Annotated in this window: 22 protein-coding genes; 2 read left to right on the top strand and 20 right to left on the bottom strand. The window is 57.7% G+C overall.

What is annotated here, in order from left to right; translation table 11 throughout:
• Nucleotides 1-73: 73 nt before the first annotated feature.
• From DIE03_RS34050 to DIE03_RS33970, 18 genes are all read right to left on the bottom strand, one after another.
• Nucleotides 74-496: an efflux RND transporter permease subunit gene (locus DIE03_RS34050; RefSeq protein ID WP_124456504.1), complete on the bottom strand. Its 423-nt coding sequence runs from the start codon at nt 494-496 to the stop codon at nt 74-76.
• Between the two features lie 9 nt (nt 497-505).
• On the bottom strand, nt 506-679 hold the full coding sequence (locus DIE03_RS38495) for a hypothetical protein (protein ID WP_166677946.1): 174 nt from the start codon (nt 677-679) through the stop codon (nt 506-508).
• Nucleotides 676-912 carry an efflux RND transporter permease subunit gene (locus tag DIE03_RS34045; protein ID WP_111442754.1) on the bottom strand — a complete coding sequence of 79 codons (237 nt, stop codon included), beginning with the start codon at nt 910-912 and terminating at the stop codon, nt 676-678. Before DIE03_RS34045 ends, DIE03_RS38495 begins: the two co-directional genes overlap by 4 nt.
• 179 nt (nt 913-1,091) lie before the next feature.
• Nucleotides 1,092-1,988, bottom strand: a complete 897-nt coding sequence (locus DIE03_RS34040) for a transporter (protein ID WP_059623759.1) — start codon at nt 1,986-1,988, stop codon at nt 1,092-1,094.
• A gap of 129 nt (nt 1,989-2,117) precedes the next feature.
• Nucleotides 2,118-3,668, bottom strand: a complete 1,551-nt coding sequence (locus tag DIE03_RS34035; protein ID WP_175904276.1) for an AMP-binding protein — start codon at nt 3,666-3,668, stop codon at nt 2,118-2,120.
• A gap of 2 nt (nt 3,669-3,670) precedes the next feature.
• On the bottom strand, nt 3,671-4,822 hold the full coding sequence (locus tag DIE03_RS34030; protein ID WP_059623667.1) for a thiolase C-terminal domain-containing protein: 1,152 nt from the start codon (nt 4,820-4,822) through the stop codon (nt 3,671-3,673).
• Nucleotides 4,819-5,235, bottom strand: a complete 417-nt coding sequence (locus DIE03_RS34025; protein WP_059623665.1) for a Zn-ribbon domain-containing OB-fold protein — start codon at nt 5,233-5,235, stop codon at nt 4,819-4,821. The genes DIE03_RS34030 and DIE03_RS34025 overlap by 4 nt, the downstream gene beginning before the upstream one ends.
• A complete protein-coding gene (locus DIE03_RS34020) occupies nt 5,232-6,098 on the bottom strand; it encodes a MaoC/PaaZ C-terminal domain-containing protein (RefSeq protein WP_111998760.1) in 867 nt (288 codons plus the stop codon). Before DIE03_RS34020 ends, DIE03_RS34025 begins: the two co-directional genes overlap by 4 nt.
• Before the next feature lie 9 nt (nt 6,099-6,107).
• The gene (locus DIE03_RS34015; RefSeq protein ID WP_059623661.1) at nt 6,108-7,025 is read right to left on the bottom strand and encodes an SDR family oxidoreductase; all 918 of its coding nucleotides are present in this window, start codon (nt 7,023-7,025) and stop codon (nt 6,108-6,110) included.
• Between the two features lie 317 nt (nt 7,026-7,342).
• Nucleotides 7,343-7,837, bottom strand: a complete 495-nt coding sequence (locus DIE03_RS34010; RefSeq protein ID WP_081057362.1) for a flavin reductase family protein — start codon at nt 7,835-7,837, stop codon at nt 7,343-7,345.
• 1 nt (nt 7,838) lies between these two features.
• Complete coding sequence (locus DIE03_RS34005) at nt 7,839-9,080, bottom strand: styrene monooxygenase/indole monooxygenase family protein (protein ID WP_059623659.1); 1,242 nt, start codon at nt 9,078-9,080, stop codon at nt 7,839-7,841.
• A 30-nt stretch (nt 9,081-9,110) separates the two neighbouring features.
• Nucleotides 9,111-9,899, bottom strand: a complete 789-nt coding sequence (locus tag DIE03_RS34000; RefSeq protein ID WP_059623657.1) for an SDR family oxidoreductase — start codon at nt 9,897-9,899, stop codon at nt 9,111-9,113.
• A gap of 60 nt (nt 9,900-9,959) precedes the next feature.
• On the bottom strand, nt 9,960-11,189 hold the full coding sequence (locus tag DIE03_RS33995; protein WP_059623655.1) for a dienelactone hydrolase family protein: 1,230 nt from the start codon (nt 11,187-11,189) through the stop codon (nt 9,960-9,962).
• Between the two features lie 340 nt (nt 11,190-11,529).
• A complete protein-coding gene (locus DIE03_RS33990) occupies nt 11,530-12,492 on the bottom strand; it encodes a PDR/VanB family oxidoreductase (protein ID WP_111442871.1) in 963 nt (320 codons plus the stop codon).
• A 20-nt stretch (nt 12,493-12,512) separates the two neighbouring features.
• Nucleotides 12,513-13,625 carry an alcohol dehydrogenase catalytic domain-containing protein gene (locus DIE03_RS33985; RefSeq protein ID WP_059623653.1) on the bottom strand — a complete coding sequence of 371 codons (1,113 nt, stop codon included), beginning with the start codon at nt 13,623-13,625 and terminating at the stop codon, nt 12,513-12,515.
• Entirely contained in the window at nt 13,622-15,043 is a 1,422-nt protein-coding gene (locus DIE03_RS33980) for an aldehyde dehydrogenase family protein (protein ID WP_111442870.1), read from the bottom strand. Before DIE03_RS33980 ends, DIE03_RS33985 begins: the two co-directional genes overlap by 4 nt.
• Nucleotides 15,044-15,045: 2 nt before the next feature.
• Complete coding sequence (locus tag DIE03_RS33975; RefSeq protein WP_063808307.1) at nt 15,046-16,314, bottom strand: cytochrome P450; 1,269 nt, start codon at nt 16,312-16,314, stop codon at nt 15,046-15,048.
• Nucleotides 16,315-16,697: 383 nt separating this feature from the next.
• Nucleotides 16,698-16,916 (bottom strand): hypothetical protein, encoded by a 219-nt coding sequence (locus DIE03_RS33970; protein WP_111442869.1) that lies wholly within the window; start codon nt 16,914-16,916, stop codon nt 16,698-16,700.
• A 721-nt stretch (nt 16,917-17,637) separates the two neighbouring features.
• Here DIE03_RS33970 and DIE03_RS33960 point away from each other — a divergent pair.
• On the top strand, nt 17,638-18,282 hold the full coding sequence (locus tag DIE03_RS33960) for a TetR/AcrR family transcriptional regulator (protein ID WP_230948488.1): 645 nt from the start codon (nt 17,638-17,640) through the stop codon (nt 18,280-18,282).
• A 348-nt stretch (nt 18,283-18,630) separates the two neighbouring features.
• On the opposite strand, the gene DIE03_RS33955 is transcribed toward DIE03_RS33960, so the two are convergent.
• Entirely contained in the window at nt 18,631-20,226 is a 1,596-nt protein-coding gene (locus DIE03_RS33955; RefSeq protein WP_166677955.1) for a methyl-accepting chemotaxis protein, read from the bottom strand.
• A gap of 233 nt (nt 20,227-20,459) precedes the next feature.
• Nucleotides 20,460-21,728, bottom strand: coding sequence for a nitrate/nitrite transporter (locus DIE03_RS33950; protein ID WP_124456503.1), 1,269 nt, complete (start codon nt 21,726-21,728; stop codon nt 20,460-20,462).
• Between DIE03_RS33950 and DIE03_RS38490 the strand changes: the two genes are divergently transcribed.
• Nucleotides 21,638-21,934, top strand: a complete 297-nt coding sequence (locus DIE03_RS38490) for a hypothetical protein (protein WP_185658278.1) — start codon at nt 21,638-21,640, stop codon at nt 21,932-21,934. The genes DIE03_RS33950 and DIE03_RS38490 overlap by 91 nt on opposite strands.
• The last annotated feature ends 2 nt before the right edge of the window (nt 21,935-21,936 follow it).

Here is a 21,936-nt window from a genome sequence, read left to right as displayed (position 1 = left end):
TCCGCAATTCAAGTCTGCGGACGCAATCGTGGATCGATTCGGCAGCGCTGCCTAGGTGCGGAGAATTTCGCGCTTACGGTTGAACGAGATCGTCACGGCCGGGAACAGCCCCTGGTGGCTGACCGAGATCGGCGACACGTGGTTTCTCGATGCTCACTAGCACGTTCATCGGCACGAGTTCGTTCGTCAGCGCAGAACGCGCGTACAGGTTCGCGAGCGCGTCGGTCTTCAACTGAAAGGCCGGATCGAGCTCCTCCACAATGTGGTACTGGTTCAGCGACGTGAAGAGCGCCGCGATCTGGCGCTGGCCGAACGCGTCGTACAACGTGTCGTCGATCGCCTGCGTGGTGATGCCGAAGCGCGACGCGGTGTTGCGGTCAAGCACGATCGTCGCGCTCGTCGCCGATGCCTGTTGGTCGGACGTCACGTTGGTCAGTTGCGGCAGCGTGGCAAAGCGCTTCGTCAGGCGCTGCGCCCACCGGTTCAGGTCCTGCACGTCCGCGTCCTACACCGTGTGTTGGTATTGCGCGGCGCTGATCCATCCGCCGACCTGGATGTCCTGCCTGACCTGCATCGACAAGGCGATGCCCGTCACCTTCGCCAGCTTCGGCTGCAACCGCGCGAGCACCTGCGCCGCGCTCGCCGTGCCCACGCCGAACGGCTTCAGGTTGATCATCACGCGCCCTGGCTCAGGGTCGGATTCGGGCCGATCCAGTAATAGGTATTGTCGACGGCTGGATCGACGTCGACGATGCGGTCGAGCTGCTGCATCTTCTGCGCCATCGCCTGCGGCCAGATGTCGGGCGCGGCCTGCGCGACGCCCATGATTAGCCCCGAATCCTTTTGCGGGAAGAAGCCCTTCGGCGTGGTGACGAACAGCGCGGCCGCCAGCGCGACGGTAACCGCGAGCATCGGCTTGCGATGCGCGAGCGCTCACCCGAGGCCGCGCTCGTAACGGCGCTCGACAGCGACGAACGCGATTTCGAGCCAGCGTTCGAGCGTGCGCAGCCGGCCGCCGTCCGAGCCGTCGCGAGCGCATCGGATTCAGCAACTCGCTTGGGGTACACCACGCCCCCCCAATTCGGCAAATGCTACAACGGAAAGACCGCCCGAAGCCAGAGCGCGCTGCCGCTTGGCCGATTTCTAACGGCTGTTTCAAATTCGTACTTTACCGTTGCAAACCACCCCTTGCCGCTGTCGTACTTGACCATCGGCCCCACGGCTAAAGCCCTCCCTCTGTTGTTCGGAACATCGTTTCCGTCTTGCTTGTCGTCCGTAGTCTGCCGATAGAAGTACCCCCCGACACCGAGAACCCATCCTTTGCCGATCCCGTAGCCCGCAGCATAGTCGACAATCAATTCGTGACCCGACGTGTAATCGGTATCTCGATTGATCGAGTTGAACGTATACATGACCTTGAGGTCGCCATTGAACCCGTTCGGGTCGACATAAGAGACGCCCAAAACGGGTTGTACTGCCCAGTAGTTGCGCCCGATGTTAGCAAGATCGTTTTTCCTAAAGGAGCCAGTTGGAACAAATACATCGAGTCCGAGAAGTGTATGAAGATGGGGACCCAAGTGCCATCCGAGCGCCGTTCCAATAGTCGCGTCACCGACGCCAGTCTTTCTTTGGCTAGCACCCGCTGCTTTGACGTCCATGTTCACGAGAGGAAGTAACCCGTGGAACACCAACGATGCCCCAAACAGCTGTTGATTAGTTACCCAGACGACCCGAGGGACAATAGCAGACACCCGTGCACTGAACCCGGGAATGGGGACTTCATTGCCGTCATTACCGCGGAACGAGTTCGCATAATAGTGTTCGCCATAGACAACACCATAGATGCCAGGAGGAGGAGCAGCACAACACGCGAAAGTTTCTACACCTGCAGGGTAAATTGAGCCTCCACCTTCCGTAGCTCCTGCGAAGGGTGAAAATGCGATTGTCGCCAGCGCAAGCGCGCGCCGAACATTGTTCCAGGTAGCCACGATTTTCTCCACTTGAGTCTCGGAAATTTTAATTTCTCAATATCTATCTAATTTTTATTTAGCACTTCTTAATATTTGTTCCGTTATTTCTCTCACATTGACAAGCGGGCGTTGCCCGCCCCGAACTAATCACGCAACCAAACTACGGCCCACCCAGTAGCGATCCCGCAGCTCCTTTTTCATGAGCTTTCCTGCTGCCGACCGAGGGAGCTTTTCCACGAATTCCACCGAACGAGGGACCATGTACCTCGCCACGCGGCTTTTGCAATAGGCAATCAATTCATCGGCCACGGCGGCGGACGGCATAATACCGTCCGCAAGCTCGATCACGGCCTTCACTTCCTCGCCCATCTCTTCATTCGGAACGCCGAACACGGCAGCATCTCCCACGAGTGGATGCTCGATCAAGGCATCTTCGATCACTTGCGGGTATATATTCACGCCCCCTGAGATGATAGTGAACGCCTTTCGGTCAGTCAGATATAGGTAGCCATCCTCACGGACGATACCGACATCCCCGCCCGTCACCCAATCATCGTGCTCCGGATGGCGCGCGGCACGCGTCTTTTCGGGATCGTTGAGGTACTCCGGCAACGAACCGGACTTGCCAACCAAGTACACCGTGCCTGCCTGCCCAATTGCCGCTTCAGTGCCGTCCTCCAGACAGACTTTCACTCGCGCCGGATCCGCACGGCCCACGGAACCTGGGTGCTGAAGCCATTCTTCGCAGCTGATGGCGGTGATTCCAGCACTGTCCGTGCCTCCGTAGTATTCGTGCACGATGGGTCCCCACCACGCAATCATCTGGCGCTTTACATCGATGGGGCAAGGTGCAGCCGCATGAACAGCTACATGATGCGACGAAAGATCATAGAGATTTCGAACTGAGGCATCGAGCTTCAGCATGCGCGCGAACATTGTCGGCACCCACTGCGAGTGCGTCACCCGGTAGCGGGCGATCAACTGCAGGGCAGTCTCAGCGTCGAACTTCTCCATCATCACGACCGTTCCCCCTGCCATATGCACCGCGCGACAAAAGCGCATGGGCGCGCCGTGGTATAGGGGCGCCGGCGACAGATAGACTGTCTCGGCGTCGAAGTTATAGAGACCGCCTGTCTCGGACCAGCCAGCCCATGCTTCTGTAGCGTCCATATCGGGCAAAGGCCGCAAAACCCCCTTTGGCCTCCCCGTAGTGCCCGACGTGTACGACATAATCGTACCCATGGCCTCCACGTCCAAGCGCGATGCATCGTATCGCTCGATGGTCGCTTCATAGCCCTCCCATCCAGGGAGTCCTCCGTCGGCAATCAACCGAATCTGACAGTTCGGGATCGAGTCGCTCAATGAGCTGACGACTTCCGCTTGCGCCAGCGTAGTGAAGATGGCCTTGGCAGAGCAGTCGTTGACCACGTACGCTACTTCCTGTGCATTGAAGTAGCGATTCACCGGCACGGCACAAAGGCCGGACCGCAATGCTGCCCAAATTACAGCCATATAGGAGAGATGGTTCTCCATATAAATAGCAATGCGATCGCCTCGACGAAGCCCGCGTGCGTGCAGCAACCGCGCAACTCGCATGGACTCCAAGTCAAGCTGGCCGTAGGTGACAGCGACGCCAGTATTCGCATTGATGATTGCCGGCTTGTTCGGCGTTTCCTGCGCTCGCGTTCCGATGTACACAATTAACCTCGCGTAAGTTGGCTACCGAGGACAATGGTCCCGGCCGTTGCAAACATTCCACCCACTCCGTGGCACACGGAGAAGTTCACGTCGCCTTGCTGCGCCGGCGCCGTGCCCCGCACCTGTCTGACACTCTCCTGCAGGGCGAACATGCCATACATGCCGGAGTGCGTATAGCAAAGTCCTCCACCATTGGTGTTCACTGGAAGACGCCCTCCGGGGGAAGTGTTTCCTTCCGCAATAAAACCGGCCGCCTCACCAGGTTTGCAGAAACCCAGATCCTCGAGCCCATACAACGGCAGATGGGCGAAGGCGTCGTAAATCATCACATGATCAACGTCGCTACGCGCAATACCGGCGCTCTCGAACGCAGCGTTTCCGGAGTCACGGAAAGCGCGCGAACTCGTCAGATCGTTCATCTGACTGATCATCGGCGATTCAGCGCTCTCGCCGGACCCGCAAATATAGACGGGCTTGTGAGGGAATTCCACGGCGCGCTCGGCTGCGACCAACACCAAAGCGCCGCCGCCATCTGTGAGGGGACAACACATCGGCAGCGTGAATGGATATGCGATGACCTTTGCGGAAAGCACGTCTGCGACGCTCATCTGCTCCTTGTACAGCGAACGCGGATTCAGCGCCGCCCATTTGCGCTGAGCGACAACTACCTCGCCCAGTGCATCGGGTGTCAGTCCATGCTGTTTGAGATATCGTAAGACCGGAACTGTGAACATCGTGGGAGACGAAATAGCGCCATAGGGCGCCTCGAACTGCCCAGGCAGCGATCCGGCCTGAGGTGGCCATGGCAGCGGGGTGTTCGCAATACGTGACTTTCCGCTCTCGGCATGTACAATCAGCACAGTCTTGCAGAGGCCCGCGGCGATCGCGGCCGTCGCATGCCGCACGTGCAGCATGAACGAGCACCCTCCAACGGCGGTACCGTCGAGCCACGCAGGTTTCACGCCGAGATAATGCGCCAGCATCGTCGGTGATTCACCGGCGGTGGCAATGCCATCCACATCACGCGCCGCCAAGCCGGCATCTGCCAATGCCCGCAGGGCAGCATCGGCGCTCAAGCCGATCTGCGACTGTTCGGGTATCTGACCCAAGCGCGCCGTCTCCGACGCGCCAACGATTGCAATTCCTTGCTTCATACGACGTCCACAGGCTCGAAGAACGGTAAGGTGATTTCGTCGTTCTGCGCGACGAACAGAACCCGTAATGGCATGTCCAGAATCAGACTCTCGGGTGTCTGCGGACAATTGACGATGTTTGTCATCATCGTGGGCCCCTCCTCGAGCTTGACGATGGCGACCGAGTATGGAGCTTCGATGCCAGGCGCAGGCCTCGCGCTGATAACGTAACTCAACAGTATTGCGGAACCGCTCGACGCGTGAGGTAATACGTTATGCGAACTACATGACGGACAAAAAGCGCGGGGTGGAAAGTACACATGCTCACATTCTGTGCAGCGCTGCAGCAGCAACTGCTTGCGACGAGCCCCTTCCCAGAAGTGCGCTGTTTCAGGTGTTGGCCGTGGCAACAGCCGACTGGTGGTTTCGCTCATTTCTCGTTCCGTAAGACAAGATGGCCGGCCTCTAGCACCGTTACGTTCCGCTCGACGGCAATGCAGCGGAAGGCGTATTCATTCGTGTCGATGCGAAAAAACTCGGTGCGCAACTGCTCACCTGGGTAGATCGGGGTCGAGTAGCGAACATGCAACTTTTCAACACGTCCGGCATCGTGGTCACACAATGTCCGAATAGCTGCCGCTCCTGCATAGCCGAACGTGCAAAGACCGTGCAGGATCGGTCGGTCAAACCCTGCCCGGCGGGCTACCTCGGGGTCCACGTGTAACGTGTTGCGATCTCCGTTGAGTCGATACAACTGGGCCGCGTTCTTTGGAATATGATCGACAAACTCAATATCCGCGCACCCGTCTGGAACCTTTGTCGGCGTGGTGCCCGGGCGAGCGCCCGTAGCGCCAACGGCGACCCCTGCTCCCGGGAATACAAAGCACCCCCCTACCGTCGCCAGATGGCTCGCCGTGGCGGATTCGATCACCCGTTGCTCGAAATAGATCGACACGCTCTTTCCGGGACCGCGATCGACGACACCGGCGATACGCCCGTGGACTGTCACGTGCCCCGCTTTGGGTAGCGGGTGATGAACGACCAGACTGCTTTCCCCGTGCAACATCTTCCTTACGTCAATACCAGTTTCCGGCTGGCGCAACCAAGGCAGGTGATGCGCCAAGATCATGGCGAACGTTGGCGTGGACACAAGCTTCTCATCGAAGACAAACTTCAGCTCCTCGTTCGCCGCGTGCCCCAAGCCAATGCTTAGGGCATATAGGACGACGTCCTTTTCGGTGTAGTCGAGCGAAATCTCTGTGTCCGGGAGATTCCTGATTTGTTCCAGATTGAGCATTTTCGGCCTTTAGATCGGATCCCAGCCGACGACGTCGCGATGCGTTTGGACAGGCAAGAAGTCATTCTTGAAAGACGGGAGCATCGTGGCGGCAAGACTCTCGGCATCCCATCCGTCGGATCTTTGCACGGATCGAACGATTCTCGGCTGGCTAAACAAATAGACTTCGTTGCCACGGGCCCCGAAGATTTGCCCCGAGATAGACGAAGACAGATCGCTCGCGAGAAACACGCAAAGCGGGGCAATCTGTTCGGCTCTCATGGTCTCTTTCATCTTGCGCATCCGCTCACCCTGCTCTGGAGTGCGAATCGGAACACTCTCGAGCAATTGGCTCCAGGCCCATGGGGCGATCACATTCGACCGCACGTTGAACCGGGCCATGTCCAACGCGATGCTGGTGGAAAGTCCGACCACCCCCATCTTGGCGGCGGCATAGTTGGCTTGCCCAACGTTTCCGATAATTCCGGATGACGAGCTAAAGTGGACATAGCTGCCGGAGTTCTGCTCCTTGAAATGCGGTGCGGCCGCACGTGATACGTTGTAGTACCCGTACAGATGGACCTTGACGACTGCATCCCATTCCGCGTCATCCATGTTGAAAAACATGCGGTCCCGCAGAATGCCGGCGTTATTGACAACGCAATCGATTCGCCCGTACGTGTCGACCGCCTGTTCAACGATTCGACTTGCCGCCGCGGATTCCGAGATATCCTCCGTGGAAGCGACGGCCTTTCCACCGAGTGCGACGATCTCTTCAACGACGCTCTCCGCGACCGATCGAGTGCTGCCGTCGTCGAGTTTAGCGACGGCAATATCCGCGACGACAACGCGGGCACCGGCGGCGGCGGCCTGCTTTGCGATGGCACGGCCGATACCTTGGCCTGCGCCCGTGACTACGACAACTTTGTCTTCCAGAATCTTGTTCATATGATTGCTTCGAGCTTGGATTTGAAAGCGTGAATAGAGTGACAATCAAGCGTATGCTGGGTGTTTCGCACCACGCTCAGAAGTTGCATGCATGTTCGGACTCCGGACAGATCGTGTCTCCTCATGCTACAAACGTACATCACGAGCACATGCCGGCGCTCGCCGGAACGAGACGACACCCCTGGCAGGGCCGACCCTAAAGCATCTGTAAAAACAGGACTCGACGGTCGAGGCAACATTCGATAGAGGGAAGCCGGAACTCGCACGAGCGTGCGAGTTCACGGGTGGTCCTTCTGCGAAATTCCTGCGCTTCTTGATCAAGCCGCCAGGCTGACAAAGTCGCCGCCGTAGAACACCAATGGTTCACCTTCACACACAGCCACCCTCTCGACCTCACCGACGATCAGCAGATGATCTCCGACCGGATCGGCGCGCTCTACCCGACAAGCCAGTTGTGCCAGCGCCTCTTCAAGATAGGGAACGCCTCGCTCGCAACGCTGATGCGGAACGCCAGTGAACTTATCGGGTGACGATCTTGCGAAGTGCCGAGCTAGCTCGCCGTGCCCAGCTCGCAAGATGCTCACACCGAAGCGTTCCCCCGGCGCGAACAGTGCAGCGTTCGGCGAATGCAATGCGAGGCTCCACAGGATCAGCGGCGGCGTCAACGAAAGCGAAGCAAACGAATTGACCGTCATGCCGACCAACCGCCCCTCAGGTCCGCAGGCTCCGATCACCGCCACGCCAGTTGCGTAGCGTCCGCACACCCGGCGCAGCGCTTGCGGCTCAGGGGCAATTTGCGGTAATTCATTCATGTCAGGCTGCCTGTCCAACGTATTGCTCGATCATCTGTTCGCACGCTTGCGCCTCCGTCCACCAAGGGAAGAAGCTCGGCGGGTTGTCGAAGCCATTAGCGATGCGTGCCGCCAACGCCGGCGACTCGCTGGCCGCGCCGAACAGTTTAAGAATATGCGGGGGCGGAGGCGCCAACATCGAATTGGTCCAGGTGACAACGTGACGCGCGTATTCCCAATAGCGGGCAAAGGTGGCTTCCATCCATTCCGCGTCGAACGGTCGATCGCCATGATCAAGAATCGCGTCGAGATAGACCTTGCAGCACTTGGAAGCGTTGTTGGAGCCCTGCCCCGTAAGAGGGTCGTTGACCACCACCGCATCTGCCATTCCGAACACATGTCGTCCCGACGGCAGGGTCATGACCGGCTTCCGCACGGTCGGTGCGAAGCGCCCAGAGAGAATGCCGTTTTCGTCGGTCAGCTCGACCTGCTCGCATCGCTCGGCTTCCCACGGCAGATAAGTACGCACGACACGCAGGCATTCGGCCAGATGTTGCTCCGGCGTGCGGGCCTCTGCCCAGCGATCCATCGGGCCGCCCGGCACACCTTCGAAAACCATGATGTCGCATAAGCCGGACAACGTCAGTGCCGGGAAGCTGAAGTACTCGCCCACGCCAGGAATCACATTGAAGCCAATGCGTGAGAACGGCGTACGCGGCGTCATACCGGTCACGTAGGCCAGTGCCAACGCACGTTGCGGCACATCGAACGGGCTGTTTGCGACGTCGCGCTCGAAACGGTTGACGATCTCGCCCTTACCGGCAGCCAGCAGCACAAGATCGTGGTGTTGCGCCAGATCCTCTAGCTCCTCCAAACCTGCGTCGACGATGCGCAGATCGCCCCCGCGCTGGACGAAGGTCTCCATCCAGATCGGCATCTTCACGCGCTGGTCCGTAGACTGGCCCGGGTGCTCCAGAGAAGCCATCCACTCAAGCATCTTCTCGCCGGGCTTCCCCGGCTGCAACACCGTCAGGCTTACACCCTGCACAGGCGGGCACGTGTCGTCCCACATATTCAGCCCAAGATCGCGCTCGATCTGCAGTGCACTGTGAAGCATGCCCTGACTGGACATAACCTTGCCAGCGCGGATCTGATCGGGTGTGCGGTTGGTGACCAAGGTCACTTGGTAGCCCTTGGACTGCAGAGCGAGGGCCATTTGCAGCCCGGACTGCCCGGCTCCAACGATGGCGATACGTTGACTCATGATATATCTCCTGGAGGATATCGTTAATTTTTAGCCGGCCTGCTTGCCGTATGGCGGGACATTCTGTTCGGGGCCCATCGCCGAATACCCCCCGTCCACGGCGTAGTCGGCGCCGGTGACGAAACTGGCATTGTCGGAGCACAGAAACAGCACCACCTGCGCAACTTCGTCCGGATCACCAACCCGTCCCAACAGATGGAACGGTGTGGCGAGTTCGTCGATACCCGCTCGATTGCCACCGCTCATTTCGTCCATCAACCTGCACCAGATCCAGCCCGGGGACACCGCGTTCACACGAATGCGGTCTGGCGCGAGGTCCATCGCCATACTGCGCGTCAGCTGCAAAATTGCCGCCTTGGAAACCGGATAGAGCCAACGCCCCGTCTGGGCAACCTTTGCCGAGATACTCGTAAAGTTGACAATTGCACCGCCCCCACGCGCCTTCATCTCTGGATGAACCTTCTGGGCCAACATGATTCCGGACACCACGTTGACGTCGAGGGCAGTCTGCCAATCAGCGCGGGGAGACTTGAAGCCGTCGTCCAAATACGTGCAGGCCAGGTTCACCAAAAAGTCCACGCCTCCGAAACGACTCACAACCTTGGCGACCGCTGCGCTGACTTGATCGTCCTTGGTAATATCCGTGGCGATGAAGATTGCCTTCTCTCCCAACTCGGCGGCCACGCGCTCCCCGCCGACCACGTCGATGTCGAGGATCGCCACGCTCGCGCCTGCCGCGACGAACGCGCGGGCCACACCGGCACCAATAAGTGTCGCGCCCCCGGTGATGATGGCGACCTTGTCCTGCAGTCCTTTCATGATGGTTCCTCTTTCTTGGTGAATCTCGGCATCCCCGCTCTGGCGGAGATGCCAGTCAGCCTACTTCCCTTCGCTTTCTTTCCAGCGCGCCATCAGCGTGTTCGAAGGCAGCGACTCATCCAGCAGCTTGCGCCCCGTCTCCACTCCGGCCACCGGCAAACCCTCGGGATCGAGCAGACCGATCTGCACCAGCACGCTGGCCTGGTCCCAATAGATGTGCTCGTGGTATAGCTTGTCACCGCGGAACTTGATGATGCCAACAAGCGGGATTTCCACTCGCCTGCCGGTCGGCTTCACGCCGGGCAGCATCCAGTCGATTTCAGTGGTATGGGTAAAGCAGAGCAGGCTCTCGTCAACCACCTGGCTCGCGCCGATCGTGCGCGAGATCGGGATCATGCTGATGTCGGGCGGATTGCCGTGCACGAAGTGATGCTGATAAAAGCGCTTCAACTGCCGATAGCCCACGCCGCCGGTCATGGTCGGGATGTGATTGACGTACGGCTCGGAGACCATGGTGGCCATGGTGGCATCCACGTCGCGAGTAAAGAATTCGTGCTCGCAGTGCTTGTCCCAAAGCGCCGAAAGATCGTAATGCGGACCCATCTCTCCACGCAGTGCTGCAATCGAGCGCTGGTGCGCGATCAGGGCCGCAGACTTGTCGAAGTGCGCACCATCGGCACGGGCGAAGGCGTGATCAACCCCTTGGTAAACGTGCAGTTCGACGTTCTCCTTGCCACCCAGGCTCTCCACGATGGCCGCCTGCGCGTCCGGCGGACAGAAACCATCATTCTGGGCGATATGCAGCACCAGCCGGCCCTTGAGATTGGCAGCCTCGCTCAATGCATGCTCGATACCCACGCCATAGTAGCCAACCGCGCACGCGACGCCTTCGAGCCTGCATGCTGCCAAGTAAGCCAGTTTGCCTCCCAAGCAGAAACCCAGCACACCAGTGTGGCCGACACATTCCGGACGTTGCCGCAGCGTCGTCAGTGCTGCGCCGACGTCCTGCACACCCTTGGCCTCGTCAAACTGCTGGCACAGCCCCAAAGCGCGCTGGAAATCTTCACCATGGTCTTCCAATTCGATGCCGGGCGAGAGGCGCCAGAACAGATCAGGCACCAGCACGGTATAACCTTCTTCGGCGTAGTAATCCGCGACCTTGCGCATATTGGCATTGACACCAAAAATCTCTTGGCACAGCACAATCCCAGGCCCCCTCCCTGCAGCCGGGGTGGCAAGGTATCCGCTGAAACTGCCGTCTGCGCAGCCGATCTGGATGGTCTGGCCCATGGCCTATCTCTCCTTGATGTTGTCATGGTCAATTAGGCAAGCGATCGCTCGAGACCCTCGCGTTGTCGCCAACGCACTCGATCCGCACGATATCCCCTGCCCAGGTGATAATCCGTGCCACCGTTACGCCGTCAGTTATGCCTTCGGCGGTATCAATGGCTATTACGCCTAGTGCACTGATCTGTCGGACAACGCGCTCGGTAGCCGACCGAGTCTTGTTGTCATCAAATTGACGATGGCGATAGAACCAAGAATACGTCTATCATTTTTCTTTCCGAACGAATCACACGTACATGTTCGGGGTGCGGACAGATCGAGCTGACCGGCGCGAACGAACGCACTAGAGATCTAAAACGAGCAGGGGTCCGCGAGCACGAGAACAACATGCCGTGAAACAATCATTGGCCGCCTGCTCGGCCTCTGTCAAAAAGAGATCTCGATGGTCGGGCTCACCTTCAATGACTCTTGTGACACAAGTTCCGCACACGCCTTGCTCACAAGAAACCGGGATATCAATGCCATTTCTGGCCAGGACCTGTGCAACAGACTCCTCTGGCAGGATGAGAAAAGTCTGACCCGTGCTTGCGATGCGCACTTCGAAGCCATGCCCCCCCTGTTTCTGAGACGATGGCGGCGGAGCGAAATGCTCAAAGTGAACGTGATCGTCAGGCCAGTTGTGGCGCTTCGCGCCTTCAACAACTGAATCGATAAGCCCGCTCGGTCCGCACACGTAGAGGTGGACACCTTGCCTCGGGTGTGCAAGGAGAGCGTCCAGATCAAGTGGCCCCTGCGATCCGGAGGCGTCGTCGAAGTGGACGTGAGTGTTTTCGACGAACGGAGCTGCGCCAAGTCGACCGAGAAAGGCTGCGCGATTTGCAGTACGAACACAGTAATGCAGATCGTACGCCTTTCCCTCAACGCTCAATTCCTCAGCCATGCAGAGCATTGGAGTAATCCCGATGCCACCCGCAATCAGAATCGACTTCTCGGACGGGACAAGCGGAAAGTGATTACGTGGCGACGAGATGATCACCTCATCTCCCGCATGGACGCTCTCGTGAACCGCCTTGGACCCACCACGAGAATTGGCGTCCAACAATACGGCAATGCGATAACGCCGCTGATCGAAAGGAGATCCAAACAGCGAGTATTGGCGTATCAAGCCGCCCGGCAAATGGAAATCAATATGTGCGCCAGCGCGAAACGGCGGCAGCGCCTGGCCGTCGATCGATTCGAGCTCGAGACTGCAGATTCCGTCTGCCTCCCGCTCTTTTCTGGCCACTCGCATCTTGAGTTGAGTCATCAGATTTTCCCCGCTTTGAATCAGATTGTCAGCACCGTCCGGATGCCAACGCCATCGCGGAGATCCTGAAGAGCCTCATTAACTTCTTCCAATGGCCTCACGTTCGTGACCAGGCTGCTCAGGTCCAGCGCTCGATGGCAGCACAGATCGAAATATCGCGGAAGGTCTCGCTGTGCATGACAGTTACCAAGGTAGGACCCTTTGACCTGCAATTGCCGCAACACCATGTCCAGCGCTCCGATCGACACCGATTCCGCTGGCTTGGCGACACCGATCATGACGATCACCCCCCCCTTGCGCACCAGGGAAGCACACAGATTCAAGCTGTCAGGACTACAGACCCCATCAAATACGAAGTCGAAACCGATCCCCCCCGTCAGCGTCCGACAGGGGTCTTCAAATCCAGCGGCCGAGTTGTCGAACGTTGCGTTCGCCCCAAGCCTCTGCGCGTGAATGCGTCGGTCAGCATTGAAATCAAGACCCACCACCAGTCCTGCGCGTGCAATTCGCAACGCCTGAATCGTCGAGAGCCCCACCGCGCCGAGCCCCACGACGGCAGCGGTGGCGCCTTCCGGCACTGCGGCCACGTTTGCCACCGATCCCATACCGGTTTGCACTGCACATCCCATCGTCGCTGCGTGCGTCAACGAAATGGAGTCAGGGACCGGAACGACACCACTGCGCTCCACAAGCACGTACTCCGCGAACGCCCCCAGGCGAAGTCCCCGAGCCACCGGTGTCCCTCGATGCCGAACGCGCACATCGTGGCCGGCGGGTCCCGCCGTACGGGAAGGGCTCTCGGCCGCGACACACAAAACAGGCTGATTGCGCACACAGAAGTAACAAGTTCCGCATGCCGGTCGCATGGAGACCACGACCCGTTGACCGAAAGCGAGATCAGTTACCCCCGCACCAAGTGCCGCGACCGTGCCCGCTGCTTCGTGACCCAGCACCGCTGGCACGGGGTAGCCCACCTTGCCGTCGGCGAGCGCCAGATCCGTGTTGCAGACCCCGCAATGCGTGATTCTCACCAACACTTCGCCGGCCCGCGGGTCATCGATCTCCACGTCATCGGCAATGCGCAGGGGTCGACCTACCCCTTCGAGAATAGCCGCCCTCATCAGCCTGCTCATGCCAAACCTCCCGTCTGGCTGTGCAATACTTTTCGCACTACGAATTCATCGAGACCCCATTCACCGAATTCGTACCCGAAGCCACTCGACTTCATTCCCCCGAAAGGAATCGCAGGATCGGGAGGAGTTGCGTGCTGATTCACGAACAGATTCACCGCTTCCAGCCGGCGGACCAATGCCGTCGCACGTCCGATATTGGTAGACCACACTGAGCCGCCCAGACCAAACTCCGAGGCATTCGCCCGGGAGACTGCCTCGTCTTCATCGTCGAAAGTCAGTATGGGCAGCGCCGGTCCAAACTGCTCCTCGCGCACGAGTCGACTGCTGTCCGAAACATCCACGACGATTGCCGGTCGCAGGAAGTGACCCGCCCATTCGTCCGGCTTCGTCCCCCCTGTGACAATCCGACCGCCCGTCGCAACGGCATCGTCCAAGAGCGCTTTCACATGGTCGAACTGTTGGCGATTATGTAGAGGCCCCATCTGCACGCCATCGGTCAATCCAGGACCGACACGCCATGTCTTTGCGATCGACGCCATCTTCTCCACCAGCGGCTCGTATAGCGATCGATGCACGAACAAGCGCTTAACCGCGCAGCACACTTGGCCAGCGTTCATGAACGATCGTTCAAACAGCAAGGGTACGGACGCGTCGATATCCGCGTCCGCAAGGACGATGGCTGCGTCGTTGCCGCCCAACTCGAGCGTCAGTCGTTTCAGGGTTTGTGCGGCGCTGGCCATAATCTTCTTTCCGGTCGGCGTCGATCCGGTGAACGATATCTTCGCCACGCCAGCATGACTCACCAGGGACGCACCAACATCCGTGCCACCCGTCACCGTGTTCAGCACCCCCGGCGGCAGGCAATCGGCAAACAGGTTTGCGATGGCCAAGGTCGTCAGCGGCGTCGTTGGTGCTGGCTTGACCACCACGGTGTTCCCTGCCCACAGTGCGGGGCCGAGCTTCATCATCAGAAGCACAATAGGGAAATTCCAGGGCACGATAATCCCCACGACCCCAACCGGGGCACTCACTGCCACAACCGTTCGGCCTGGATCAGACCGGATGATCTCCTGATGCGCACTCTTCTCGGCGAAATATTCCAGGTAACCTTTGGCAGACAGAAGTTCTCGTGTCGCCGCCAGCAGCGGCTTTCCCTGCTCCCGACTGAGCAGGATGGCAAATTCCTCAAGATTGGCAGCCAGCAACGCAGCGCACCGCTTCAGAGCATTGCGACGGGCCGTGAGGTCCGACGCCCAACTGCCGAGAGCGGCTGCAGCCGAGGCAACGGCATCGTCGAGCGCTTGCGGCGTGGTTATCGGCGCTTCTGCTATTGGCGTGAGGACGGCAGGGTCCTCGACAGCGTACCATTCCGTAGCTACGTCGCGGCGCCCCGCACTGACATTGAATCCGCGATACATTATCAGGACTCCTTATATTCTTGTCCGTTGATGCGAACCGGGAGCGATCGCGCACCGCGGATCACCGTGCCAAGCCAAGGAATGTCCGCTGGGTCGCAGCTGAGTTCGACGTTGGGAAATGCCTGCATGAGCCGCCCCACCGCAGTTTGCGCTTCCAGGCGAGCAAGGTGAGAGCCAAGACAAAAATGGACGCCATGCCCGAAAGCCATGTGCTGCTTGATTTTGCGGCGGATATCGAAGATGCCCGGATCTTCAAACTTCTCAGGATCACGGTTGAGGGCAGGCAGCACGACCTGTACAAAACTGCCGCCCGGAATCACCGTATCTCCAATTTTCACATCTGCCGTGGTCGCCCGGAATGTCGTGTATGGCACTGAACCGTCGTAACGCAGCGTCTCCTCGATGGTGTTTTTAATCAGCGTAGGATCTTCGACCAGTAGCCGCTGCTGATCCGGATTCAGCATAAGGTGCAACAGCGCATTGCCGATCAGTCCCACCGTGGTTTCGTGACCAGCGATGAGAAGCAAATACGACATGCTTTGAAGTTCCTCAATTGTCAGCGCGTTCGAAGCATTGCGCGCGGCAATCATGGCACTTAGCAGGTCAGGCTGCTCATCGGGAACAGCGCCGTCTGCCAGTACCTCACGCTTGGATTCGATGAGAGTCGCAAGATAGTTTCGCAGCAGTTCCATACAATGGTCCTGCTCTTTATGGCCAGGCGTCATCGCCCACTCGGCCCATTGCCGGAAATTGGACCTGTCGCCTTCCGGTACGCCGAGCATGGTGCAGATCGTCGTGATACCGATGGGGTAGGCAAAATCCGCGATCAAATCTGCCTCGGGACCTTCACGCATCTGGTCGATCAGACGATCTACCAGTTGCTCCACCGTAGCCCGCAGTTGTTCGAGGCGCCGGGGCGTGAACGCGAGCATCACCAAGGATCGCAGACGCGTGTGATCGGGTGGATCGGTATTGAGAAGGTTTCCAGCCTGAGAGCCGGCGATCGGGGTCCCTGCGCCCGGCCCACTGCGGCCTTGCGCGGCGAGGGCTGCCTGAATATGGTCTGAACCTTTTGCAATCAGGGGATTGGAGAGAACCTCGATCGCCTCCGCCCAGCGCGTGATCAGGTAGACCTCCGTTCCAACAGGCGTCCTGACCCGGACCACGGGACCTCGCTCCGCCAGCTTGGCATATTCTGGAAACGGATTGAGGGTCGCGGGAAGCGGAGGGAGATCGATAATCTCGCTTTGAGAAGTATTTGATGTATTCATGGTTGCTCTGCTCTGCTACGTTGCAAAGGAAAGCCGGCTCTGCACAAGAATGCGAGAATGTGGCTCCTGCTCATGCTACGGCGGCGAACGCGGCGCCCCCCTCCTTCGTACGCAATGTCCACGTTGCGGACATTCCGACTCAATCTAATCTTCGCGTCAGGCGCACTACGGCGGTCAAGGCGCACGAACGCCGAAGAATCGGCGATCTGTCGAGGAAGCGTAGGAAGTGTGTCTGGGCCTCGGTCCGAACTCGATTCTGGGCACACAGGGCGAGCATGGCAGTCAGGCGATTCCTTAAAGTTCTCGGCCAACGCTCACAGCCCGACTCGAACGCCAGGTGCAGCTCGATACCTACAAGCGAACTGCGGCGCGTGGTCAGATGCTCAGTTCGACAATTCTGAGCGAGCATCACTGGACCCGCTCGAGGCGCGATCAAGGGCAGCCGCTTCGAGCCGTTCGTTCATCACCGCAATTTCCAGCGCTTGAGCAAACCGCTCCAATGCGTCCAGGGTTCCGTGGACACATCGATACTCCGTGCGACCGATTCTGCCGTCCAGCACGACCAGCATTCCCGCATCCCTTGCCAACTCGAAAACATTCATTACGTTCCCCTGTAGAACGCGAACGCGATCTCACCATGCCTCTCATGCGGCATGCCGGTACGCACCAAGCGCCTGCCCCCTCACATTTGGCGGAAACACATTCCATGAGCCGTCATCGTGCCGAAAGAAAACAATTGCGAACCAGCCCTGCGGCCGAGCTATTCCGATGCGCACATAGCGCGTTCGGTCGGTTCGAGTTCGACTGAACTCCGTCACGCAGATCGGGGCCACAGACGCTGACCCGAACCACTTGATAACCAGCGAACGCAAGGACCTATTGCCGGAGTTCATTTCCCATTCCCCTCATCGCACACGCTTCCGACATGCCCCCTGTGCATCGCGGGAACAACGCACTGTCGGTTGATCTCCTCACACGCAAATTATAGGTTAATCAACCTATAAAGCAAGATCGCACATGCTAGACGAGGGTAAACGATTAACCGTCTATTACATTGTTTTTTATGATAAATTTAGATACACCCTTGCCCTCACGGCAGCGCAACCTATATTTATAATAGGTTATTTAGCCTGCTTTCTGGCACTACTTCCCGGATAACGTCGCACAGAGGCCAGCAGTGCACTGGTCGAAAGGCGGCGAACTGGCAAGATGGATGCTTGCGGGACTAGGATCGCGAGCCAACGCTCACGACCTGAGGGCAAACCTTGATTGCGGCGGAAGAGAAGATGCTCATCGCGCCGGTACGGAGACCATGTGAGAAAAATGACCCTTCCTTCTGCTGCGATCTTCGATCCACTGGCAGACGAGCCCGCAAGACGGCGTGGCAATCGGAAAAGTCGCGTACCCGAGATCATCGACGTCTCGATCAACGTCCTGATCGCAGAAGGATATGCGGGGTATACGATCAATCGCGTAGCCAACGATGCGGGCATTCGCCTGAGTACGTTACAGCACTATTTTTCGAATCGGGAAGCGCTGCTGCGCGCAACGCTCGAGGAGATCGCCAAACGCTATTTCGAACGCTTTCGAGGCTTCGCCGAAAATAAGAGGCGCTCTCCCCAGGCACGGCTCGAAGCGATCATTGACGATGCTTTCGTAGAATTTGCCAAACCCGGCCTTCCCGCATCCGTCCTGGAATGCTGGGGACTCGGACTGCATGAGCCGTTCGCGCGCGATATTGCCGTCGACATACAGCAACAGTTCACGCGCCTCTTTGCAAAGCTTGTCGAAGAGATCAATCCTGCGCTCTCGGCAGAAGAATGCGAATTGCGCGGCGCACTCATCATGACCAGTTTGGAAGGCCTGATCGTATTTCTTCGCTGGAATGAGGACGACGCCGCAAAGCGGCATCGCTTCCACAAGGCTACCAAGGTCGTCTGGAGCGGGTTCGGCAATGTTGACGAGTAGGACGCGATCGGCTCTCAGGACGCCATTGCGAGCTAAGTAATCCACGTCAGCGTAAGGTTCGGATTGACCCATGGTCCACGGTCGTTCCAGCTATCGTGACACCAGGTTTCAAGCATCCCTCGATCACCTCAAGCTTAGCGAGTTCGTCGTATTTGCGCTGCCATCTCGCTTACGATCCGTGACCAGCCGGCCCTGTTTCTCTCCGCTTGTTCGTTCATATAAGCGTGTCCACGTTCGTACAACATGGAAAGTTCGCCGCCGTGATTAGGTCTCGCGACGAGAGGGTATCGCCCAATGACCGCTTACGGATTACCCAGCCGGGTCGTCGCCGCGCCCCAGCGCTGCCATTCATATCGGCGCAGCCTGAGCAACTGAGAATTGTTGAGATTCGCCTGATTCAACTCCGAGCTTGAAAAACATGACCTCTTCCTTCATCTTGCCGGCCTGCTCCTGCATCGACTGTGCTGCTGCTGCCGATTCCTCCACCAGTGCGGCGTTCTGCTGGGTCACTTCATCGATCTGGTCGATCGCTTGATGCACCTGTTCGATGCCCTGTGTCTGCTCCAGAGAAGCAGCTGAGATTTCGGCGACAACATCAGAGACTCGCGAGACTGCCTGATGAATATGATCCATAGCAATGCTGACCTCGCCAGCCCGACGCGTACCTTGGCTAACCTTCTGCGTGGATACCTCGATCAGGTCCTTGATTTCCTTGGCTGCCGCAGAAGCACGCTGCGCAAGCGACCGAACCTCCCCAGCGACCACCGCAAAACCGCGTCCCTGTTCACCCGCACGGGCTGCCTCCACCGCAGCGTTGAGCGCCAGAATATTGGTCTGAAAGGCAATTCCTTCGATCATGCCGGTGATCTCCGCCACTCGTGCGGAATCGGCGTTGATCTGATTGATCGTCTCCACCATGACATCGACGTCACGGCGCCCCGTGCCAGCCAACTCGCAAGCACTGACAGCCAGCGAGTTTGCTTGCCTCGCATTCTCAGCGTTTTGCCTGACTGTCTCGGTCAGCTCGGTCATGCTCGCAGCAGTTTGCTCCAACGAAGCAGCCTGTTCAGCAGTACGAACTGAAAGGTCTTGATTGCCCGCGGAAATCTGGCTTGTCGAAGTAGCAATCGTATCGGCACCGGATCGCACTTCCGAGACGACCCTGACCAAACTGTCATTCATCTCTTTGAGAGATTTCAAAAGAAGGCCGGTCTCATCTCTTGTTTTTACTTCTATCCGGCTGCTCAAATCTCCGCTAGCCACTGTGCCGGCAATCTTCACAGCCTGCCTCAGGGGAAGGATGATGGAAAAGCTGAGCCACGCTGACACACCTATGCCCAGCACAACCGACAAAACTGCGAGGCCCAGCAATTTCGCCCGTGTAGTCTGAAAGACGTTTTCAGCGCGCTCGCCGCTCACTCGAACGCGCTCTGTCTGATACCTGATCAGCTCCCTGAGTGCATCAAAATAGTTTCGCTGATCCGTGCTCAATTTGTTCAGCAGTAACTCTTTGGCCTCGGCCTTCCTTCCAGAAGCAACGAGTTCCATGAACTCATTTTGCGAAACCCCATACAAATCCCTGGTCTCCAGAACGATCCGAAGCAAATCCTTACCGCGCGCCGAATTTATAGAGACCTTCAGCCTTGAACAATTATCGTCGTTCTCGCTATTATTTTTTAATATCCCAACCTTCTCCCTCTCAAAACTCAAAGGATCATCAAAAATAAGCGTATTCCGCATACTTCTTGCATTACGGTTTACTATATCAATTATTTCGTAAGAATAAGCCGCGCCCCGGTACCCGTCATTTATAATCGAACTATTTTCAACACTTACTAGTCTCAATCCCGATATCCCAAACCATGTGCAGAGGGCATAAACGGAAAGGAATAGCAGAGCTGCCAACCCCATCCGAGTGCCAATTTTCAAGTTCCCGGCATTCATCATTAGATCCACTTTTCTTGATTATTCTCGACATATCGCGACCGACTCTGACGATATCACAGCTCAAATCGATATCACCACCGGCGAACAATCTCGTTATCTTCAGCCACGGACCTTACATCGACCTTAAAAAATGACACATTTTTAATTTTATAACCCGCCCATCAACATTAATTCCAACTCCCCTCTGGACCCGATCGGGTTAGAACTCTCCCAGGGAAAGAGCCAATCATCTATGCAGAAACGGCAGCAACGTTACTGGAGCGACGACGGATAAAAATCAATATCAATGCCCCAAGCACTGGCCCTGCTGCAAGCGTCAGCAGCGGATACGAGAAGGAGTGTGATCGCGCATATACTGCTCCGACGACAAGCGGCGCCATCGCACTGCCCAATTGCCAGACCGCAGTTGTCAATCCTGCCGCCAGACCAGCTGCCTTCGCCCCTGAAGTCTGCGTGACCTGCGCTACGAGCACCGGCGTGTAACCGAAGGCAACCGCTCCGAGAAACGGGGCCGCGATATAGAATTCCTGCGCGGTCGAACAACGGCTGAACACGAGAAGCATCCCGGCGAAACAAGCCAGCGAGAGCACTCCAAGGAGCTTTGTTGCGCCATCAAACAGATCTGATAGCCAACCCAGCAACGGTTTCGTCAGAACAGCGCCTACACCGAACAGCACAAAGATCCGGCCTGCCGTTACCGGATCGATTTCATACTGTTTGATCATCAGCGCATTTCCCCACGCAGTGAAACCTACAGTCGCCCAGAGTGCGCCAAGACCGGCCAATGCGAGCAGCACCAGATTCCTGTTCTTGACCAACGCTCTGATTTCGTCCGTGGTAATGTGGGCAAAGGCTGCCTTTGTCGGAGCGTCTCTCAGTGCACGGCTCGAGACGAAAGCCCAACCAAAAGTGCAAAGCCCAAGGGCCCTGAATGCGTTCTGCCACCCGAATGCATTCGACAACAACGGAATCGTTGCGTTAGCTATGACGACGGCGAAAGACGTGGCTGTCGTGTAGAGGCCGAGAGCACGGCCACGATCCTTTCCGAACCACGACGTTATTATTTTGACGCCCGTGGGGTAGTCAGCTCCCGCAGCCAGCCCCATGATCGTCTGAATTGCGAACCCAGTTCTCAAATCATTCGCATACCCGAATGCAAACGTCGATATTCCGAGAAGAATCAATGTGTACGTCAGGGTGCGTCGGCCTCCGATCACATCGGTCAGAAAGCCACCCCCAACATTCGCAACGACATATCCAACATAAAACGCGGTCACAAAGGCACCCAGCATTGCAACTGATATTCCGAGAGAATGTCCGACTGGTGCTGACACGGTGCTCCAAGCAGCTCTACTAACGCAACTCAACAGAAAAGACATCCAGACAACTAAGAGAATAACCCAACGGTATGGTGATTGCTCTGTTCCCTCTGGCGTCGACGCAGAATTTTCCGGGGGAGCATCAGAAATATTTCGTGACCCAGTCGCCGTTGATTCCATTATTCCCCTCCATTACGCTAGATGCGTGTAAACATATCGAGCCGCTTGACGCGCGAAAATCCAATATTAATATTCTGAATGTCGTGCCGGCGAAACTCTCCCCACTGAACTTTGCGGCAGAACTCGCCTGCGGCGTGCATTTTCGCATTCGAATAACTTACCATTCCGGCCAGACCGCCGGCACATCGTGTGCCGTGCGGAAATAAAA

Origin of the sequence: Burkholderia sp. Bp8992 (genome assembly GCF_003853705.1) — a bacterium.
GTDB lineage: Bacteria > Pseudomonadota > Gammaproteobacteria > Burkholderiales > Burkholderiaceae > Burkholderia.
This window is presented reverse-complemented; position numbering and strand designations above follow the sequence as displayed.

What these genes read in the sequence shown, in the direction of transcription:
- DIE03_RS34045 (WP_111442754.1), bottom strand. Translation starts at nt 912, where the DNA reads ATGCTCGCGGTTACCGTCGCGCTGGCGGCCGCGCTGTTCGTCACCACG.
- DIE03_RS34030 (WP_059623667.1), bottom strand. Translation starts at nt 4,822, where the DNA reads ATGAAGCAAGGAATTGCAATCGTTGGCGCGTCGGAGACGGCGCGCTTG.
- DIE03_RS34025 (WP_059623665.1), bottom strand. Translation starts at nt 5,235, where the DNA reads ATGAGCGAAACCACCAGTCGGCTGTTGCCACGGCCAACACCTGAAACA.
- DIE03_RS34020 (WP_111998760.1), bottom strand. Translation starts at nt 6,098, where the DNA reads ATGCTCAATCTGGAACAAATCAGGAATCTCCCGGACACAGAGATTTCG.
- DIE03_RS34015 (WP_059623661.1), bottom strand. Translation starts at nt 7,025, where the DNA reads ATGAACAAGATTCTGGAAGACAAAGTTGTCGTAGTCACGGGCGCAGGC.
- DIE03_RS34010 (WP_081057362.1), bottom strand. Translation starts at nt 7,837, where the DNA reads ATGAATGAATTACCGCAAATTGCCCCTGAGCCGCAAGCGCTGCGCCGG.
- DIE03_RS34005 (WP_059623659.1), bottom strand. Translation starts at nt 9,080, where the DNA reads ATGAGTCAACGTATCGCCATCGTTGGAGCCGGGCAGTCCGGGCTGCAA.
- DIE03_RS34000 (WP_059623657.1), bottom strand. Translation starts at nt 9,899, where the DNA reads ATGAAAGGACTGCAGGACAAGGTCGCCATCATCACCGGGGGCGCGACA.
- DIE03_RS33995 (WP_059623655.1), bottom strand. Translation starts at nt 11,189, where the DNA reads ATGGGCCAGACCATCCAGATCGGCTGCGCAGACGGCAGTTTCAGCGGA.
- DIE03_RS33990 (WP_111442871.1), bottom strand. Translation starts at nt 12,492, where the DNA reads ATGACTCAACTCAAGATGCGAGTGGCCAGAAAAGAGCGGGAGGCAGAC.
- DIE03_RS33985 (WP_059623653.1), bottom strand. Translation starts at nt 13,625, where the DNA reads ATGAGCAGGCTGATGAGGGCGGCTATTCTCGAAGGGGTAGGTCGACCC.
- DIE03_RS33980 (WP_111442870.1), bottom strand. Translation starts at nt 15,043, where the DNA reads ATGTATCGCGGATTCAATGTCAGTGCGGGGCGCCGCGACGTAGCTACG.
- DIE03_RS33975 (WP_063808307.1), bottom strand. Translation starts at nt 16,314, where the DNA reads ATGAATACATCAAATACTTCTCAAAGCGAGATTATCGATCTCCCTCCG.
- DIE03_RS33970 (WP_111442869.1), bottom strand. Translation starts at nt 16,916, where the DNA reads ATGAATGTTTTCGAGTTGGCAAGGGATGCGGGAATGCTGGTCGTGCTG.
- DIE03_RS33960 (WP_230948488.1), top strand. Translation starts at nt 17,638, where the DNA reads ATGACCCTTCCTTCTGCTGCGATCTTCGATCCACTGGCAGACGAGCCC.
- DIE03_RS33955 (WP_166677955.1), bottom strand. Translation starts at nt 20,226, where the DNA reads ATGAATGCCGGGAACTTGAAAATTGGCACTCGGATGGGGTTGGCAGCT.
- DIE03_RS38490 (WP_185658278.1), top strand. Translation starts at nt 21,638, where the DNA reads ATGGTGATTGCTCTGTTCCCTCTGGCGTCGACGCAGAATTTTCCGGGG.
- DIE03_RS33950 (WP_124456503.1), bottom strand. Translation starts at nt 21,728, where the DNA reads ATGGAATCAACGGCGACTGGGTCACGAAATATTTCTGATGCTCCCCCG.